Here is a 17568-nt window from a genome sequence, read left to right on the forward strand (position 1 = left end):
GAACCGGGACTGTAGAAGTCGAGTGTGATGATTCATTGGCAGTTTTATTAAGAAAATCTCTAAAAGTCGTCGTAGTTATTTCATTTTGTTACAGAGGGGCAATAAGGGCCCAGGTTAAAAATCTGCCATCAAACTGTCATTTTCCATCGCCAATATGCCGCCCCTGTGAAGGATTCGCCTCAGGACACAAGAACGATGGCTTCAATGGCGCGGCGCGATGTGTTGGGATGGATGACGGCTGGTGCCATGGCGCCGTTGCTGTCGGCCTGCTCAAGCCTTCAGTACACAGGCTCTGTTGCCAGCGGCAGCTACGTCGATCTGCTGTATGTGGCCGACACTCTCGATGCACGTCAGCCGGGCAAGCCCGTGGTTCCCGCCACGCGCCTGGGGCCTGCGACACGTATCGGGCAGGCACCCTGGATTACGGGTGCCAATGCCCGCGTTCACTCTCCCGATCAAAGCTCACTCAACAGCCTGCTCGACGCCAGCCTGAGCCAGCACATCGAAACCGGTGGCTATCCTGTGCTGGGCGCATTGTTGCAGCGTTTTCGCAGCGAAGCGGGCGAGGGCAACAGCCTCACACTGGAAAACGGCCAGTGCTGGAATGGCAGCGGCCTGGCTTATCTGACTCAGGGGAAGTCCGGCGTTCAAGGCAGCGCATTGCTGGGCAGTGAAGTGCGGGTCAGCAGTGATGAACGTCTGCTCTGGCCACAACAATGCACCGGTCTGTATCGCCAGTTCGGCCATCCGGTGCTTGGCGCAGACCTGGCTGCCGACGTCAGCCAGCGGCTGGGGACCGAAGCCGTGGCCTTCTTTCGTCGCGGTGGAATCCGGATCGCGGTGGTGGGCATTACCGACCCTTACGCTCGCGATCAGAAACTGTCTCTCAAACAATGGCACGACAGCCTGCAACCGGCACTTGAGCGCGCCCGTGCCGATGCCGATCTGGTGATCGCGCTGGCGGATGTCGGTACCGGGCCGGGGATCTGGCTGGCAGAGCGCCTGTCGCAGATTGATCTGGTGTTGTGCGCGCGGGGTCAGGATCTCTGGCCGCAACCGGTGGAAGTCATGCAAGCCTCCGGCAAGCGGGTGCCCGTGGTATTGGGTGGAACCCGTGCCAGCGGAGCCTTTCGCATTCGTTGCCAGCAGGTCGCTGGGCAATGGCAATTCACGGCGCGTTTTCATCCTGCCCTGGAAAGCACGTTGACTGCGGCTGATCAGGTTCAGGTCCAGCGTATTCGGCAACTTGCTCAACAACAACGCGCCGCCCATGCCGGTTGGCTCGACGAGCCACTGGCCCGTGCGCCGGAAAATCTCTGGCGTCGGGATGTGCGCGGCGGCAGTTGGGACCGCTTGCTGCATGAGGCATTGGCCGAGCGTGCGGACAGCCCCGTGTTGTTGCCGGGCCTGCGATACGACAGCCCGCTGGCGCAAGGGCAGATGATTACCCGCGAACACCTGATCAGCCTGACCGGCAGCTACCCGGCTCCGGTGGTGAATGTGCCAGCCAAACAAATCCCCAAGGTGCTGGAAAACGTCGCAGAGCAAATGTTTGGCGATATGTTGCTGCTGGATAACAGCCAGGACCTGCCGCGCTGGATGGGCCAGGCGTGGGAGGTCACCTACAGCGCTGGCGGCAAGCGGGTCAGTGGTGTGGGCGACCTCGCCGGACAGTGCCGGACGTTTGGTCTGGGCTTCGATGCCCAGGCTGGCCAGCCGCTCTGGCAGCACCTTGAAGCCTGGCTTCGCGAGCGTCCTGCGGACTGGCGCATCGCGCCTTTGCAATTGCCCCGGATGCGCTACGTGCAAGGTCATCCCGGCTGGCATCCTCGGGAGTCGACTGCATGATTCGTCTGGTCTGGGCGAGCCATGTGTTTCTGGTGATGCTGATCGGCTGGCTGGCGGCGCAGTGTGTGTTGCAGGCCTGGCATGGCTCGGCGCAACCCGCTACCGGCAGCGCGCCGACGGCTCCAGTGGCCGGTCTGTTGAGCAGCCATTGGCGAGCCGGCCCCATCCTCAGTAATGAGCTGCCCCTGACCACGCTGGGCATCGAATACCTGGGCAGCCTCAAGGCCATTCCCCTGAGCGCCACAGTGGTGGTGCTGCGTTTCGAGCAACGCCAGCGCACCCTGGGCCGCGGCCAGAAACTGGCCCCCGGCGTTTCTCTGCATGACATCGATGAGCTGGGCATGGTGTTCGACAACAACGGCAAGCTCGAACGTTTGCCATGGCCTGCGCAACGGCCGTCCTTCGGCTTCAAGCAACAGGGATAAGCAATGACCATCAATCGTTTCAAGCAGCCACTGCGTCTTGCCCTTCTGTTGTGTGCTTTGACCCTGAGCGGTGTCAGCGCAGAAGAGGAGCCGCTGTACGAGGTCAACTTTGTCGATACCGAACTCAGCGAGTTCATCGACAGCGTTTCGCGCATCACCCACACCACGTTCATCATTGATCCACGGGTCAAGGGCAAGGTCACGGTGCGCAGCAGCGAGATGCTGGGCAGTGAAGAAATCTACGATATCTTCCTGGCCCAATTGCGTGCCCAGGGTTTTGCAGCAGTGGACCTGCCGAACGGCAGCGTGAAGATCGTCCCGGATCAGGCCGCTCGCCTGGAGCCTGTGCCGGTGGAGTCGGGGCGCAATGCAGCGCAGGCCAACGACGGCATGGCGACCCGCGTCTTCAACGTGCGCAATGCCGCCAGCGAACAGATGCTCAATATCCTCAAGCCGCTGATCGATCCCCGAGTGGGGGTTATCACGCCGTACCCTTCGGCCAACCTGTTGGTGATTACCGACTGGCGCAGCAACCTGGATCGTATCGACAGCCTTCTGGTGCAACTCGATCAGGTCAGCCAGGAACCTCTGGAAGTGCTGCCGCTGAAAAACGCCAATGCCAATGACACCGCGCAACTGGTCACGCGCCTGCTGGCCCGCGAGCAAGGTGCTGACAGTGCGCAAGTGGTGGCCGACCCGCGCAGCAACGCTTTGCTGGTACGCGGCAGCACCGACAGCCGCGCACGTGTGCGGGCCTTGCTCAAGCAACTGGATAAACCCTACGACCCGCTGCATAACGCCAACACCGTGGTGATCTATCTGCGCCATGCCAATGCGGCGGAAGTGGTCAAGGTTCTGCGCGGGCTCAGTCAGGACGCCGCCGCGCCGACATCTTCAGCCCAAGGGAGCGAGAAGTCCCTGCCGGTGAGTACTTCGGGCATCCGCATGGAATATGAGGAAGGCACCAACGCCGTGGTGATGGTCGGGCCGGACAGCGAATTGACGGCCTATCGCAGCATCGTCGAGCAACTGGATATTCGGCGTGCCCAGGTGGTGGTCGAGGCCATCATCGCCGAAGTCTCGGACACCCGCGCTCAGGAACTGGGCGTGCAATGGTTGTTTCAGGGCGACAATTTTGGTGGCGGCGCGATCAACTTCAGTGGCAATGCCGCGAGCGTCACCAGCGTAGGCGCGCTGGTGCAGTCCGGGGATACGGCAGGCCTGGGACAGTTGTTGTCCGGGGTTCAGGGCGTGACAGCCGGGGTCGGCAACCTGAGCGGTGGCGGGCTGAATTTTCTGGCCTTGCTCAATGCCCTGAAAAGCCAGAGCGGTTTCAACCTCCTGTCGACGCCGACACTGCTGACGCTGGATAACGCCGAGGCGTCGATTCTGGTGGGGCAGGAAGTGCCGTTCGTGACCGGCTCGGTGACGCAGGACAATACCAACCCCTACCAGACCATCGAGCGCAAGGAAGTGGGTGTGAAGCTGCGCATCAAGCCGCAGATCAACATCGACAACACCGTGCGCCTGGATATCGTGCAAGAAGTCTCGTCGATTGCCGACAGCACCAGCGCCAGCGATGTCATCACCAACAAGCGCGAGATCAAGACCAAGGTCATGGTCGAGGACAACGGCCTTGTGGTGCTGGGCGGCCTGATTGGTGACGAGTCCACCACCAGCGATCAACGGGTGCCGTTGCTGGGTGACATTCCGGTGCTGGGCCGACTGTTTCGTTCCGATGCGACTCAGCGGGTCAAACAGAACCTGATGGTATTCATCCGCCCGCGCATCGTGCGCGACGGCGAGACGCTGGCTCAGCTCAGCAGCGAGAAATACCGAAATCTCAAGGCCAACACGTCGCTGGCGCTTCCCGGTGCGAGCGATGGTGATCCGTTGCTGCAATTGTTTCCGGCCAGTCGCGAACGTCTGGACCAGGGCGCATGGTGAACGCGCTGCTGCCGTATCGCATCGCACGCCAGACCGGCGTCGCCAGAGTGCCGACCGATACGGGCTGGCAACTGTGGCTGCGCGCCGGGAGCGACACCGACACTTTGCAGGAAGTGATGCGCGTGCATGGTTTGCCAAGTGCGGTGGAGCACCTTTCGACCCAGGATTATGAAACCCGGCTTGGGGCGCTTTATCAGGCCGGCGAGTCGGCGACCGCTGCGTTGATCGATGGCATTGGCGAGCAGGTTGACCTCGACAGCCTGATGAGCGAACTGCCGAAGATCGAAGACCTGTTGGAGAACGATAACGACGCGCCGGTCATTCGCTTGATCAACGGCCTGTTCGGCGAAGCCTTGCGCTTGCGCGCCTCGGATATTCATGTGGAAACCTTCGAGGCCAGCCTGGTGATTCGTCTGCGCATCGATGGCCACATGCGTGAAGTGCTGCGTCCGCCGCGTGCGTTGTCGACGATGCTGGTGTCGCGGATCAAGGTCATGGCCCGGCTGGATATCGCCGAAAAACGCCAGCCTCAGGATGGCCGGATTACCCTGCGTTCTGCCGGGCGTGAAGTGGACATTCGTGTCTCGACCTTGCCGGGCATTCACGGCGAGCGCGTGGTGATGCGGGTGCTGGACAAGCAGGCGAGCCTGTTGGACCTGGGTAACCTCGGTATGCCGTTTGAAGTGGAGCAAGGGCTGCGAGCCTGTCTGCAACGCCCCAATGGAATCGTGCTCAGCACCGGCCCGACCGGCTCGGGCAAGACCACCACGCTCTACGCCAGCCTGAACAGCCTCAACGATGGTTCCTGCAACATTCTGACCGTGGAAGATCCGGTTGAATACGCCATTACCGGCATCGGCCAGACCGCGATCAATCCCAAGGCCGGAATGACCTTTGCCAATGGCTTGCGGGCCATTCTGCGTCAGGACCCGGACGTCATCATGCTCGGCGAAATTCGCGACCGGGAAACGGCGCAGATCGCTGTGCAGGCCAGTCTGACCGGGCATCTGGTGCTTTCCACCCTGCACACCAACAGCGCGGTGGGCGCGGTGACCCGCCTGCGGGACATGGGCATCGAACCCTTCCTCATCGCCTCGACCCTCAAGGGCGTGCTGGCCCAGCGACTGGTGCGCCGCTTGTGCCATTGCGCGGTCCCGCAACCGTTGCAGGACGCCGAACGGATGTTATGGCCCGAGCTGGCCGGGCTCACCGAAAGCTTTCATCCTCAGGGTTGCGACACCTGTCAGGGCAGTGGCTATGACGGTCGCATGGGGTTATACGAATTCATCGAGCTGGACGCCGGCCTGATTGCCTTGCTGTACGACGGGGCCAGCGAAGTCGCGATGCATGAATATCTGGCCGACAAGCGACAGAGCCTTGTCGCCATGGCCACCGAATGCCTGCGTCGAGGCGAAACCAGCCTGGCGCAGGTCTTGCGCGCCGTGCGGGGCTGACCGATGCCGACTTATCGCTATCAGGCCCTCGACCCGGCAGGACGCACGCGCAAGGCCAGCCTTCAAGCGGAAAGCGAGCGTCATGCCCGACAGCTCTTGCGCGAGCAAGGTCTGTTCGCCCGCGACTTGCAGATTCAGGATTCGGCTTCACGCAGCCCTCGCGGCCAGCGCCTCAATCACACCCAGCTATGTGAACTGACACGCCAGCTGGCGACGCTGTTGAGCGCCGGTATTCCGCTGGTGGATGCCTTGGGGACACTTGAACGGCAACTGGCTGAACCTGCGATTCGCAACCTGTTGGTGGCCGTGCGCGGTGCGCTGGGGGAAGGGCATAGTCTGGCTCAGAGCCTGCGTCGGCAAGGTGGCCTGTTCACGGGGCTGTATTGCGCGCTGGTGGAGGCGGGCGAGCGTTCCGGCAAGCTGGCGCCGGTGCTGGAGCGTCTTGCCGAGCACCTTGAGCAAGTCCAGCGTCAGCACCACAAGGCCCGTACCGCCATGATCTATCCGGCAGTGCTGATGCTGGTTTCTCTGGCCGTGGTCATTGGCCTGATGACTTTCGTGGTGCCCAAGCTCACCGAGCAATTCAGCCACACCGGGCAGAGCCTGCCGCTGATTACCCAACTGCTGATCGGCATCAGCGAAGGGCTGGTGCATATCGGTCCTTGGCTGTTGGTGCTGACGCTGCTTGCCGCCGTGGGCGCGGGGGTTCTGCTGCGCAAGGCGCATTGGCGATTGCGCCTGGACCGCAGCCTGCTGCGTTTGCCCAAGGTTGGCCCGTTGCTGACGGTGCTGGAAAGCGCACGACTGGCCCGCAGCCTGGCGATTCTGGTGGGCAGTGGTGTGCCGTTGCTCGAAGCCTTGCAAGTGGCGACTGCAACAGTGGGCAACCGTGAAGTGCATCGGGCACTGGAAACCGTTCGTGAGCAAGTGGAAGGCGGCGTCAGCCTGCACCGCGCCTTGAACGCTGCCGGCCACTTTCCGCCGCTGCTGCTCAACATGGTCGCCAGTGGCGAGGCGAGTGGAACCTTGCCGGACATGCTCGAACGGGTTGCGGACAACCAGGAGCGCGGCTTCACCCGCCATGTGGACATGCTCATGGCCTTGTTCGAGCCCTTGATGATTCTGGTGATGGGCGGCGTCGTGCTGTTCATCGTCCTGGCTGTGCTGTTGCCGATCATGCAGCTCAACCAGGGGCTTACTTTCTGACTCATGGAGAACCGTCTTATGTCCACGTCTGCTTCACGCCGCCAGCGCGGCTTCACGCTGATGGAAATCATGGTGGTGATTTTCATCATCGGTCTGTTGATTGCCGTGGTTGCGCCCAGTGTCCTGGGCAATCAGGACAAGGCCATGCGTCAGAAAGTCCTGGCCGACCTGTCCACTCTTGAGCAGGCGCTGGACATGTATCGCCTCGATAACCTGCGTTACCCCAGCACCGAACAAGGCCTTGCCGCGCTGACCAGTGCGCCAACGGTCGAGCCACTGGCGCGTTCATGGCGAGCCGATGGCTACATCCGTCGCCTGCCAGCGGACCCGTGGGGCAACCCGTATCACTATCGCGCTCCCGGTGAGCGCGGACGCATCGATATCTACTCGCTGGGTGCCGACGGAGCGCAGGGCGGTGAAGGTACCGATGGCGATATTGGTAACTGGAACCTCTAGGCGTGAAGGTTTCGCGGGGCTTTTCGCTGCTGGAAATTCTGGTGGTCTTGCTGATCATCGGGCTGTTCAGTGCCCTGAGCGTGGCCTGGCTGGATTCGGGCCATGCACCGATGCAGCAGGTCCTGGAAAAACTGGCTGCCGAGGCCCGGACTCAGGCGGCACAAGCCCGGCACAGCGGCCAGGTAATTGGGATGCGCTGGAATGGTCGTCAGCCGGAGTTTGTCCGCAAGGATCAAGCCCGCTGGGTCGCGGATGCACCGCCCATGAAGTCCTGGCCCGAAGGGTTGCAGGCGGACTGGCCAGTGTCTGACGAACCCCGCGTGATATTCACGCCATCGGGTGTAAGTACGGCGGTAAACCTGAACTGGCGATGGCCCGAAGGGCAGCAACGCTGGGAGTGGCGCACCGATAACAGCCTGACTCAGGTAAAGCTGCCATGAAGCGTCAGCGCGGTTTCACCCTGCTGGAAGTGATGGTGGCGCTGGGCATCGCGGCGGTCATGACCATGATGGTCAGCCAGATGTTGCGTCAGCGCATCACCGTGCATCAGGCCGTTCAGCAGCATCGACTCGGTGCCTTGTGTGCCCGTGAGCTGGAGGCGCGATTCGGTGTCGAGCGCTACTGGCCGCAGATCAACAAGGTCAGCGGTGAATTGCAGCAAGGCGCAAGCACTTGTTACTGGCGCATGGACCTGGGCATGACCGGTGTCCAGCACTTGCGTCGAGGTGAGCTGGCGCTGTTCGCTGCCCGTGACGAGCGCGAGCCGTTGGGGAGTTACACCGTTTTTCTGGTGCGGCCGTGAGCCATGGGCAACGCGGTTTGACCTTGATCGAGTTGTTGGTGGCGATGGCGCTTACGGCCGTGATCGGTGTGGTGCTGGCTGCTCTGGTGAACGGTTGGATCAAGGTTCGCGAGCGTCTGGCCGAGCCGGGCAATGAGCCGGTGGTGCTGGAGTTTTGTCTGGCTCTGGAGCGGCGTTTTGATGGGCTGGTGTTGCGTCGTTTGTATGAAAAGCGTTTGCCGTTGCCGGTGAGCTGGCTCGACTGGGACCCGGCAGCCAATCAACTGGGCTGGGTCGCCTTGACGGCCTGGCCCGAAGTGGAAGGCCAGTCGAGATTGCAGCGTCAGCGTTTGGCGTTCAACTCGCGAGAGCGGCGTTTGAGCCTGTGGACCTCGGCGGATCTGTATGCCGTCGGCGCTCCACGCTGGGAGAGTCGCGAGCGTCTGGATGACGTCGACAAAGTCAGTTTCAGTTTTTATCAGGGAACCCGCTGGCTGGCGTTTCCTTCCACCGTCGCACTTCAGCCCGACCGGGGCGTGCGACTTGAGTTCGAGCGTCATGGAGCGCCTTATGTCTGCACCTTCAGCTTGCCCGATAGCCGCCCATGATATTTGAGCGCTGGAGTGCCAGACGCCGGACGGAGCGTCATTGGTTGTTGCTGCGTCCTGCCGTCACGGGCACTTGGCAATGGCAACGCCTGCCGGGAACCGAGCACGGCGACTGGCCGCCGCCTGCGCACTTTCTGCAGGACACCCTCGCATTGATCATGCCCGCCGCGCAGTGCAGCCATTTTCAGGTGCCTGCACCACCGGGTCTCAAACCTCATGAGTGGCCGATGCTGCTGGAGGACCTGCTGCAACAGCCTGCCGAAGCGGTGCAGGTCAGTTGCCTGTCGCGGGTAGCCGGGCATCTGGAGTTGCTGGTTGTGGAGCGCGCACAGGTTCTGCGTTGGTTGAGCGAGTGCGAAGCACTGGGCGTATCGCCGGATTACCTGTGGGCCGAGATGCAGTTGCTGCCTCAGCAGGCGGCGGGTGAGATGCTGCGCTGGTCGCATCCTGGAGGCAGTTGTCTGATACGTGGCGCTGAGCATGGCGTGCAGCACTGGCTGGTATGGCCGGATGTTCTAGGAGAATTGCCCGAGGACTGGCGACAGCCGAACGAGGACGTCGTCGGGCCATGGCCCTCCCGATGGGCTTCGTTGAGCCGTCTGCCCAATTTGTTGGTGCGTTCTGGCAATCGTCGTTCAAAGGCTCCGCGACGGGCGTTGCCATTTGGCAGAACCCAGCTTCGTCTGGCAGGTGTTTGTGCAGCGCTGGCTTTCTGTTGGGGCGTGCTGGCGTTGGGGCAATTCTGGCAGCAGGTGCCGGCCTGGAAAGCTCAGGTCGAAGCCTTGACCGGACCAGTCGGCAGCGCTCAACAGGCAGCGCGAGTGTTGTCCCGTCTTCAGGCTGAACAGACCGACTGGCGAAGCCGTCAGCAGCAGATCGTCGAGCTGGAACAGGCCATGACGCTGTGGCTCGACAGCCAAAAGGACTGGGGCGTGTCCGGGACCTATTTCGACGGGCGAACCCTGCGGCTGGTCCTGAGCGGCGATGCTCCACCTCCGTCCCCGACTCACTGGCAGGCCATGGCCAGGGCCGTGGGCGCGAAGGTCAGCATCGAAGCGAACGAAAAGACGTCCCTGCTGACGCTCAATTTCAATCTGGATGGGCAGCCATGAATGCATTGATTCAGCGGGCTTCAAACGCTTTCGTCGCACTGCCGCCTGCCCGGCGTTACATGTTGCTGGCGGGTTGGGTTGTGGTCCTGACGTTATTGCTGGTGCTGATCGGACGTCCTTTGCTGGCCTGGGGCAAGGACCTGCGCCAGTGGCCGGCTCTGGCGCAGCAGGCCCAGGCACTGAGCCCCGGTCCAGCCTTTTCCAGCGAATACTGGCAAGCGCTTGCCGGTGCGCGAGGGCTGGTGCTGACGCGGGTCGAACAGCGCGGTGACATCTGGCAACTGCAAGGCGAACTGACTCGGGCCGAACCCCTGACGCAACTGATGCGCAGCATTCAGGAGCAGGGCGGGCGACCGCTGCGCTGGAGTCTCGAACAAGGTCATCAGGGTCTGGTGTTCAGCCTGGATGTGGGACGTGCCGGGAGACGACCATGAGCCGCAAGCTATGGATGCTCGGCACGCTGGTATTTGCCCTGACGCTTTTGCTCAACATGCCCGCCGCGTTCATGGCTCGCTTTATTGTGTGGGCACCCGGCTGGCAGCCTCAGGGCGTCGCTGGAACCCTGTGGAGCGGGCGAGCCGAACGGCTGGGGAGCGTCGGGCCTTTGAGTTGGCGTCTTCAGCCCTGGATCGGCCAAGGCTTTGTAAGCGCTGGCTTTCAACAGCGGGCCTGGGAACTCAAGATGCAGGGATGGCCCTGGGCATGGAGCGCAGAACTTGCGCCCGCCGCCAGCCTCATCACTCCTGCTGCGGCCTATGCAGTGGATGGTCGCTGGCAGGGGCGTTTGCTGATGCAGGGGCGAGGCGCGAAATGCACGTCCAGCGAAGGAAGCCTTCAGGGCCAGGACCTGGCCTTGTTGTCACCGTGGATGGTGGTGCTGGGCAATACTCATCTCAAACTTGAGTGTCGAGACGCAATGAAGCTGTTGGCCGATGTGCAGCGCGAGGGGGAACACCGTTTCGAGATATTGCTGGAACCTGCCGCCGGTCGGATGAAGATAAGCGGTCGGGTCGAGCCGGCTGCTCTGGTGACGCCGCTGCTGGTTCAGGCCGGTGTGATGAAGGCGGGCGCATCGCAGTTCAAAACGGTGCTTGGCCGACGCTGACGCTTACTTCTTGTCCTTGGCATGGCTGGCCAGACGCTCCAGCGCGGCGCGCAGTTTCGGATCGCTGATACCGTCTGCGGTGGCCTGGATACTTTCTGCTGCCGCGGGCGACAGGTCGATGGTGTGACCGACGGCTCCCCTGGCTACAGTGGGAGGCTGTACCTTGAAAACAATGCGTGTCAGGTTGGCGAATTCGTCGAAAGCGACCAATTGCCGCTGCAAGCGCTTTTGTTGGTAGCGCAGGCGCGTGGCCCAGTGACCGTCGGTCACGATCAACAGCAGGCTGCCCTCGCGCCATGAGGCAACATGACAATGCTCGCGGGCTGCCGGTTGCAACTGGCTTTCAAGCAGGCGCTGAAGGTGGCTCAGGCGCTCTGCATGGCGAAAAATGGCCTTGAGCGGCTTGGCGTCGCGCAGCAGAACTGCGGGTGCTCGAGCATTGAGAGGACGAAAGGCCATGAATGTGATGCCGGGGGTGACAAGGCGCTCATGTTAACAGAAAGCGCTCTTGCAGCTTCGTTCGGCGGGCTTTCCGTGCTTTTATATGCAAATCAACGAGTAACTTCGGCCCTGAGCGGGTTGAAGTGCTGAATAATGGCCCCATTGTAAGACTGCCCCGTAACAGCGCTGTGCCAGCATCGTGGAATAACGCCACTTTCCTCACCATCGTTTCCGGGTAGAATACTCGTTCGCATGCGGCCATAAGGCTGCACGGGCGACTCACGGGGCCGCCCTCCATTCCTATGTGTGGAAGATCCTGTCGATATGTTTGCGCCTTTGTTAAAAAAACTTTTTGGAAGCAAGAACGAGCGTGAAGTCAAACGCATGCTCAAGACGGTACAAGTCGTCAATGCCTTCGAAGAGCAAATGGTGGCCCTTTCGGACGAGCAACTGCGTGCCAAGACCGAAGAGTTCAAGGCCCGCATAGCCAAAGGCGAGACCCTCGATAAGCTCCTTCCTGAAGCTTTCGCGGTTGCGCGTGAAGCGGGCAAGCGCGTCATGGGCATGCGCCACTTCGACGTCCAGTTGATCGGCGGCATGACCCTGCACGAAGGTCAGATCGCTGAAATGCGTACCGGTGAAGGTAAAACCCTGGTAGGTACGCTGGCCGTTTATCTGAACGCACTGGCTGGCAAGGGCGTACACGTTGTAACCGTGAACGACTACCTGGCCCGTCGTGACGCCAACTGGATGCGTCCGCTGTACGAATTCCTCGGCCTGACCGTCGGGATCGTCACGCCATTCCAGCCACCGGAAGAGAAGCGCGCGGCCTACGCTGCCGACATCACTTACGGCACCAACAACGAATTCGGTTTCGATTACCTTCGCGATAACATGGCGTTCAGCATGGAAGACAAGTTCCAGCGCGAACTCAACTTCTGTGTAATCGACGAAGTCGACTCGATTCTCATCGACGAAGCCCGTACACCGCTGATCATTTCCGGTCAGGCTGAAGACAGCTCCCGCCTGTACACCGAAATCAACCGCCTGATTCCGCGTCTTGAGCGTCACATCGAGGAAGTGGAAGGTGAGGTCACCAAGCCGGGCCACTACACCATCGACGAGAAGAGCCGTCAGGTCGAGCTGAACGAAGCCGGTCACCAGTTCATCGAAGAACTGCTGACCGAAGTCGGTCTGCTGGCGGAAGGCGAGAGCCTCTACTCGGCGCATAACCTGGGCCTGCTGACCCACGTGTATGCCGGTCTGCGTGCTCACACGCTGTTCAACCGCAATGTCGAATACATCGTTCAGGACGGCCAGATTCTGCTGGTCGACGAGCACACCGGTCGTACCATGCCGGGCCGCCGCCTGTCCGAAGGCCTGCATCAGGCCATCGAAGCCAAGGAAAACCTGAACATTCAGGCCGAAAGCCAGACCCTGGCTTCGACCACGTTCCAGAACTACTTCCGTCTGTACAACAAACTGTCCGGCATGACCGGTACAGCCGACACCGAAGCGTTCGAGTTCCATCAGATCTACAGCCTGTCGGTCATGGTCATTCCGCCGAACAAGGCGTTGGCGCGCAAGGACTTCAACGACCTCGTCTACCTGACGGCGGAAGAGAAGTACGCGGCAATCGTTACCGACATCAAGGCCTGTCTGGCCGAGAATCGTCCGGTACTGGTGGGTACGGCGACCATCGAAACCTCCGAGCACATGTCCAATCTGCTCAAGAAGGAAGGTATCGATCACAAGGTCCTGAACGCCAAGTTCCACGAGAAGGAAGCGGAAATCATTGCCCAGGCCGGTCGTCCGGGTGCGCTGACCATCGCCACCAACATGGCCGGTCGCGGTACCGACATCCTGTTGGGCGGTAACTGGGAAGTCGAAGTTGCCAACCTCGAGAACCCGACCCCCGAGCAGATCGCTCAAATCAAGGCTGACTGGCAGAAACGCCATCAGCAGGTGATCGAGGCGGGTGGCCTGCACGTCATCGCTTCCGAGCGTCATGAATCGCGCCGTATCGACAACCAGTTGCGTGGTCGTGCCGGTCGTCAGGGCGATACCGGTTCCAGCCGTTTCTACCTGTCGCTTGAAGACAGCCTGATGCGCATCTTTGCCTCTGACCGGGTGAAGAACTTCATGAAAGCCCTGGGCATGCAGTCCGGCGAAGCGATCGAGCACCGCATGGTGACCAACGCTATCGAAAAGGCGCAGCGCAAGGTGGAAGGTCGCAACTTCGACATCCGCAAACAACTGCTCGAGTTCGACGACGTTGCCAACGAGCAGCGTAAAGTGATCTACCACATGCGTAACAGCCTGCTGGCAGCCACCAACATTGGTGACACCATCAGCGACTTCCGCGAAGAAGTGCTCAGTGGCCTGATCAGCCAGCACATTCCGCCACAATCACTGCCAGAGCAGTGGGATGTCGCAGGTCTGGAAGCTTCGCTGAACAGCGATTTCGCTGTAAAACTGCCGATTCAGCAGTGGCTCGACGAAGACGATCACCTGCACGAGGAAACCCTTCGCGAGAAGATTCTGGCAGAGCTGCTGGTCGCTTACACCGAGAAGGAAGATCAGGCCAGCGCCGAGGCTCTGCGTACTTTCGAGAAGCAGATCCTGCTGCGTGTTCTGGATGACCTGTGGAAAGACCACCTCTCGACCATGGACCACCTGCGCCACGGTATCCACCTGCGCGGTTACGCACAGAAGAACCCGAAACAGGAATACAAGCGCGAGTCCTTCACCCTGTTCCAGGAACTGCTGGATTCCATCAAGCGCGACACCATTCGCGTGCTGTCCCATGTTCAGGTTCGTCGTGAAGATCCAGAGGAAGAAGAGGCGCGTCTGCGTCGCGAATCCGAAGAACTCGCCAAGCGCATGCAGTTCCAGCATGCCGAAGCGCCAGGCCTCGATCAGCCAGCACTGGTTGAAGAGGGCGGTGATGTGGCCGTCGCCACCGCGCCGGTTCGCAACGACATGAAACTGGGTCGCAACGAAGTCTGCTGGTGTGGTTCGGGCAAGAAGTTCAAGCACTGTCACGGTCAGATCAGTTAAGGCTCTGACTCTGTAATACACACGCCGCGACCGGCTTACCCGTCGCGGCGTTTTTTCATTGATTGCCGTACCGATGCGGACGGCGCAGATACTGCTCAAGGAGCGCACCCCATGGCTGTTGGTCTTGGTCCTTTGCCTACATTGCACCCGGTTCCCGGTTTTGAACTCGGCATCGCTTCTGCCGGCATCAAGCGCCCGGGGCGCAAGGACGTCGTAGTCATGCGATGCGCCGAAGGTTCCAGTGTTGCCGGCGTGTTCACACTGAATGCGTTCTGCGCCGCACCGGTCATCCTGGCCAAGCAGCGTGTGCAAGGCCCTGTGCGTTACCTGCTGACCAACACCGGCAATGCCAACGCCGGTACCGGTGAGCCTGGTCTGGCGGCCGCGACCCGCACCTGCGCCAGGCTGGCCGAATTGACTGGCGTCGATGCCAGCGCCGTACTGCCTTACTCCACCGGCGTGATCGGCGAGCCGTTGCCTGTGGAAAAGATCGAAGGTGCCTTGCAGGCCGCTCTCGACGACCTGTCTGTGGATAACTGGGCCGCCGCTGCGACCGGCATCATGACCACTGACACCTTGCCAAAAGGCGCCAGCCGTCAGTTCCAGCACGAGGGCGTTACCGTCACCGTGACCGGCATCAGCAAGGGCGCGGGCATGATCCGTCCGAACATGGCGACCATGCTGGGTTACATCGCGACCGACGCCAAAGTGTCTCAGAGCGTGTTGCAGGACCTGATCCGCGACGGCGCCAACAAGTCGTTCAACCGCATCACCATCGATGGCGATACTTCGACCAACGACTGCTGCATGCTGATCGCCACCGGTCAGGCCGACGTACCGGCTGTAACCGAGGCCAAAGGCCCGTTGTTCGAGGCCTTGAAGAAAGCGGTCTTTGAAGTGTGCATGGAAGTGGCCCAGGCCATCGTGCGTGACGGCGAAGGCGCGACCAAGTTCGTGACCGTTGAAGTCAATGGCGGCGGCAATCACCAGGAATGCCTGGATGTCGGCTATGCAGTGGCTCACTCGCCACTGATCAAGACGGCGCTGTTCGCTTCCGACCCTAACTGGGGCCGTATCCTGGCTGCGGTCGGCCGTGCAGGTGTACCGGATCTGGACGTCAGCAAGATCGACGTGTTTCTCGGCTCCGTGTGCATCGCCAGCAAGGGTTGCCGCGCCACGACCTACACTGAGGAGCAGGGTTCGGCAGTCATGGCTCAGGAAGAAATCACCATCCGTATCGAGCTGGGCCGCGGTGATTGCAGCGAAACGATCTGGACTACCGACCTGTCCCACGAATACGTGAAGATCAACGCCGAATACCGCACCTGATCCCCCGTCAGTTCAGGTCATCAATCACTTTGTGGGAGGCAGCTTGCTGGCGACTGTAGCGTACAGACGCAGAATATCTGCCGGTTTTCAGGCCTTTTCGCCAGCAAGCTGCCTCCCACACGTTTTGTTTGTGCCTTAACTGATCGGCATTACATTGTCTGACTCTGGAGCCAAGGACATGTCTCTGCACCTCATCATCGGCGACAAACGTTATTCCTCCTGGTCGCTGCGCCCCTGGCTGGTGCTGGCGATGACTGGCCAGCCATACACCGATCAGGTGATTCGCCTGAACAAGCCGGACACCCGCAAACAGATTCTTGAATACTCGCCAACCGGCAAGGTCCCGGCGCTGCAATGCGAACACGGGACCATCATCGATTCGCTGGCGATTTGTGAATACCTGGCCGAACGTTTCCCCGAGGCCAATCTCTGGCCGCGTGATACGGCCGCCCGTGCCCAGGCCCGTTCGGCATGCGCACAAATGCACAGTGCCTTCATGAGCCTGCGCTCCAACATGCCGATGGACCTGCGCCGCGATCAGGCGCTGGAAGTCATTCCGGTCGACACGCAACACGATATCGACCGCATTGTTGCGCTGTGGAGCGAGTGCCGTGCTGCGGCGGTTGAAAGCGGTCCGTTCCTGTTCGGTCAGGCGAGCATTGCCGATGCCTTCTTTGCGCCAGTGGCCATCCGTCTGCGTGGCTACCGCGTAGCCTTGCCTGCCGAAGCGCTGGCCTATATTGAAACCCTTTACCAGTGGCCTGCCTTCCAGAGCTGGCAACAGGCTGCCTTGCAGGAGACCGATGAGTGAAACGTGTTCATGTGGCCGCTGCTGTCATTCGTGGCGCTGACGGCAGGATTCTTATCGCCAAGCGTGCAGATAACCAGCATCAGGGCGGTTTGTGGGAGTTTCCCGGTGGCAAGGTTGAAGCCGGGGAGGCTGTCCAGGCCGCATTGAGCCGTGAACTGCAAGAAGAGTTGGGCATTGGTGTTACAGCGGCGCGCCCGCTGATCAAGATCCAGCACGATTACCCGGACAAACAGGTCTTGCTGGATGTCTGGGAAGTCTCGGCCTTTACCGGCGAGCCTCATGGTGCCGAAGGGCAACCGCTGGTGTGGGCTAGCCATCGGGAACTGGCCGGTTACGAGTTTCCAGCGGCCAACAAACCGATTGTTGCGGCGGCACGTTTGCCCAGCGATTACCTGATCACGCCCGATGGTCTGGAAACCCCCGAGCTTCTGCGCGGCATGCAGAAAGCCATCGCCGGTGGTATCAAACTGATCCAGTTGCGCGCTCCGGGTGGTTATGACCCGCAATATCGTGATCTGGCGGTGGATGCCGTGGGGTTGTGCGCTGGCAAGGCTCAACTGATGCTCAAAGGGCCTCTGGAATGGCTGGGTGATTTCCCGTCCGCCGGATGGCACCTGACGGCGGAGCAGCTACGCAAGTACGCCAGCCGTGGTCGTCCATTCCCTGAGGAACGCTGGTTGGCGGCCTCCTGCCATAACGCCGAAGAGCTGGCCCTGGCCGAACAGATGGGTGTGGACTTTGTCACCCTGTCACCGGTCCAGCCGACCCAGACTCACCCCGACGCGCAGCCGCTGGGTTGGGAGGAAGCCTCCCGCCTGATTGCCGGTTTCACCAGGCCGGTTTTCCTGCTGGGCGGTGTCGGCCCCGACGAGCGTCAGCGCGCCTGGGAAAGCGGCGCACAAGGCGTAGCCGGAATCCGCGCCTTCTGGCCAGGCGCGTAACGGACTTCCCTCTGGATTGATGGTGAGCACAACCTGTGGGAGGG

17 protein-coding genes are annotated in these 17568 nt (G+C 61.1%); 16 read left to right on the forward strand and 1 reads right to left on the reverse strand.

The window, feature by feature from the left end; translation table 11 throughout:
• Positions 1-195: 195 nt before the first annotated feature.
• The 12 genes from Q6A51_RS17345 to gspN are packed head-to-tail and all read left to right on the forward strand — an operon-like array spanning position 196 to position 10942.
• Entirely contained in the window at positions 196-1848 is a 1653-nt protein-coding gene (locus tag Q6A51_RS17345; protein WP_304575340.1) for a bifunctional UDP-sugar hydrolase/5'-nucleotidase, read from the forward strand.
• Entirely contained in the window at positions 1845-2273 is a 429-nt protein-coding gene (locus tag Q6A51_RS17350) for a pilus assembly protein PilZ (RefSeq protein WP_304575341.1), read from the forward strand. The genes Q6A51_RS17345 and Q6A51_RS17350 overlap by 4 nt, the downstream gene beginning before the upstream one ends.
• 3 nt (positions 2274-2276) lie before the next feature.
• Positions 2277-4220 (forward strand): type II secretion system secretin GspD, encoded by a 1944-nt coding sequence (gene gspD / locus Q6A51_RS17355; protein ID WP_304575342.1) that lies wholly within the window; start codon positions 2277-2279, stop codon positions 4218-4220.
• A 5-nt stretch (positions 4221-4225) separates the two neighbouring features.
• Complete coding sequence (locus Q6A51_RS17360) at positions 4226-5674, forward strand: GspE/PulE family protein (RefSeq protein ID WP_304575378.1); 1449 nt, start codon at positions 4226-4228, stop codon at positions 5672-5674.
• A 3-nt stretch (positions 5675-5677) separates the two neighbouring features.
• Entirely contained in the window at positions 5678-6880 is a 1203-nt protein-coding gene (gene gspF, locus Q6A51_RS17365) for a type II secretion system inner membrane protein GspF (RefSeq protein WP_304575343.1), read from the forward strand.
• A gap of 18 nt (positions 6881-6898) precedes the next feature.
• The gene (gene gspG, locus Q6A51_RS17370; RefSeq protein WP_304575344.1) at positions 6899-7336 is read left to right on the forward strand and encodes a type II secretion system major pseudopilin GspG; all 438 of its coding nucleotides are present in this window, start codon (positions 6899-6901) and stop codon (positions 7334-7336) included.
• 2 nt (positions 7337-7338) lie between these two features.
• Positions 7339-7776: a prepilin-type N-terminal cleavage/methylation domain-containing protein gene (locus Q6A51_RS17375; RefSeq protein WP_304575345.1), complete on the forward strand. Its 438-nt coding sequence runs from the start codon at positions 7339-7341 to the stop codon at positions 7774-7776.
• A complete protein-coding gene (locus Q6A51_RS17380; protein ID WP_304575346.1) occupies positions 7773-8138 on the forward strand; it encodes a type II secretion system protein in 366 nt (121 codons plus the stop codon). Before Q6A51_RS17375 ends, Q6A51_RS17380 begins: the two co-directional genes overlap by 4 nt.
• Positions 8135-8725 (forward strand): PulJ/GspJ family protein, encoded by a 591-nt coding sequence (locus tag Q6A51_RS17385; RefSeq protein WP_201020573.1) that lies wholly within the window; start codon positions 8135-8137, stop codon positions 8723-8725. The genes Q6A51_RS17380 and Q6A51_RS17385 overlap by 4 nt, the downstream gene beginning before the upstream one ends.
• Positions 8722-9837 carry a type II secretion system protein GspL gene (locus Q6A51_RS17390; RefSeq protein WP_304575347.1) on the forward strand — a complete coding sequence of 372 codons (1116 nt, stop codon included), beginning with the start codon at positions 8722-8724 and terminating at the stop codon, positions 9835-9837. The genes Q6A51_RS17385 and Q6A51_RS17390 overlap by 4 nt, the downstream gene beginning before the upstream one ends.
• Complete coding sequence (gene gspM / locus Q6A51_RS17395; RefSeq protein ID WP_304575348.1) at positions 9834-10271, forward strand: type II secretion system protein GspM; 438 nt, start codon at positions 9834-9836, stop codon at positions 10269-10271. Before Q6A51_RS17390 ends, gspM begins: the two co-directional genes overlap by 4 nt.
• Positions 10268-10942, forward strand: coding sequence for a type II secretion system protein N (gene gspN, locus Q6A51_RS17400; protein ID WP_304575349.1), 675 nt, complete (start codon positions 10268-10270; stop codon positions 10940-10942). Before gspM ends, gspN begins: the two co-directional genes overlap by 4 nt.
• A 3-nt stretch (positions 10943-10945) precedes the next feature.
• On the opposite strand, the gene Q6A51_RS17405 is transcribed toward gspN, so the two are convergent.
• Positions 10946-11401, reverse strand: coding sequence for a DUF721 domain-containing protein (locus Q6A51_RS17405; RefSeq protein WP_201005683.1), 456 nt, complete (start codon positions 11399-11401; stop codon positions 10946-10948).
• Between the two features lie 306 nt (positions 11402-11707).
• Here Q6A51_RS17405 and secA point away from each other — a divergent pair, with 306 nt between their 5' ends.
• From secA to Q6A51_RS17425, 4 genes are all read left to right on the forward strand, one after another.
• Positions 11708-14443 (forward strand): preprotein translocase subunit SecA, encoded by a 2736-nt coding sequence (gene secA / locus Q6A51_RS17410; protein ID WP_304575350.1) that lies wholly within the window; start codon positions 11708-11710, stop codon positions 14441-14443.
• 111 nt (positions 14444-14554) lie between these two features.
• On the forward strand, positions 14555-15772 hold the full coding sequence (gene argJ, locus Q6A51_RS17415) for a bifunctional glutamate N-acetyltransferase/amino-acid acetyltransferase ArgJ (RefSeq protein WP_201005681.1): 1218 nt from the start codon (positions 14555-14557) through the stop codon (positions 15770-15772).
• A 178-nt stretch (positions 15773-15950) separates the two neighbouring features.
• Positions 15951-16583, forward strand: coding sequence for a glutathione S-transferase family protein (locus Q6A51_RS17420; RefSeq protein ID WP_304575351.1), 633 nt, complete (start codon positions 15951-15953; stop codon positions 16581-16583).
• Entirely contained in the window at positions 16580-17524 is a 945-nt protein-coding gene (locus Q6A51_RS17425) for a Nudix family hydrolase (protein WP_304575352.1), read from the forward strand. The genes Q6A51_RS17420 and Q6A51_RS17425 overlap by 4 nt, the downstream gene beginning before the upstream one ends.
• Positions 17525-17568 lie beyond the last annotated feature (44 nt).

Origin of the sequence: Pseudomonas serbiensis (assembly GCF_030580745.1) — a bacterium.
GTDB lineage: Bacteria > Pseudomonadota > Gammaproteobacteria > Pseudomonadales > Pseudomonadaceae > Aquipseudomonas > Aquipseudomonas serbiensis.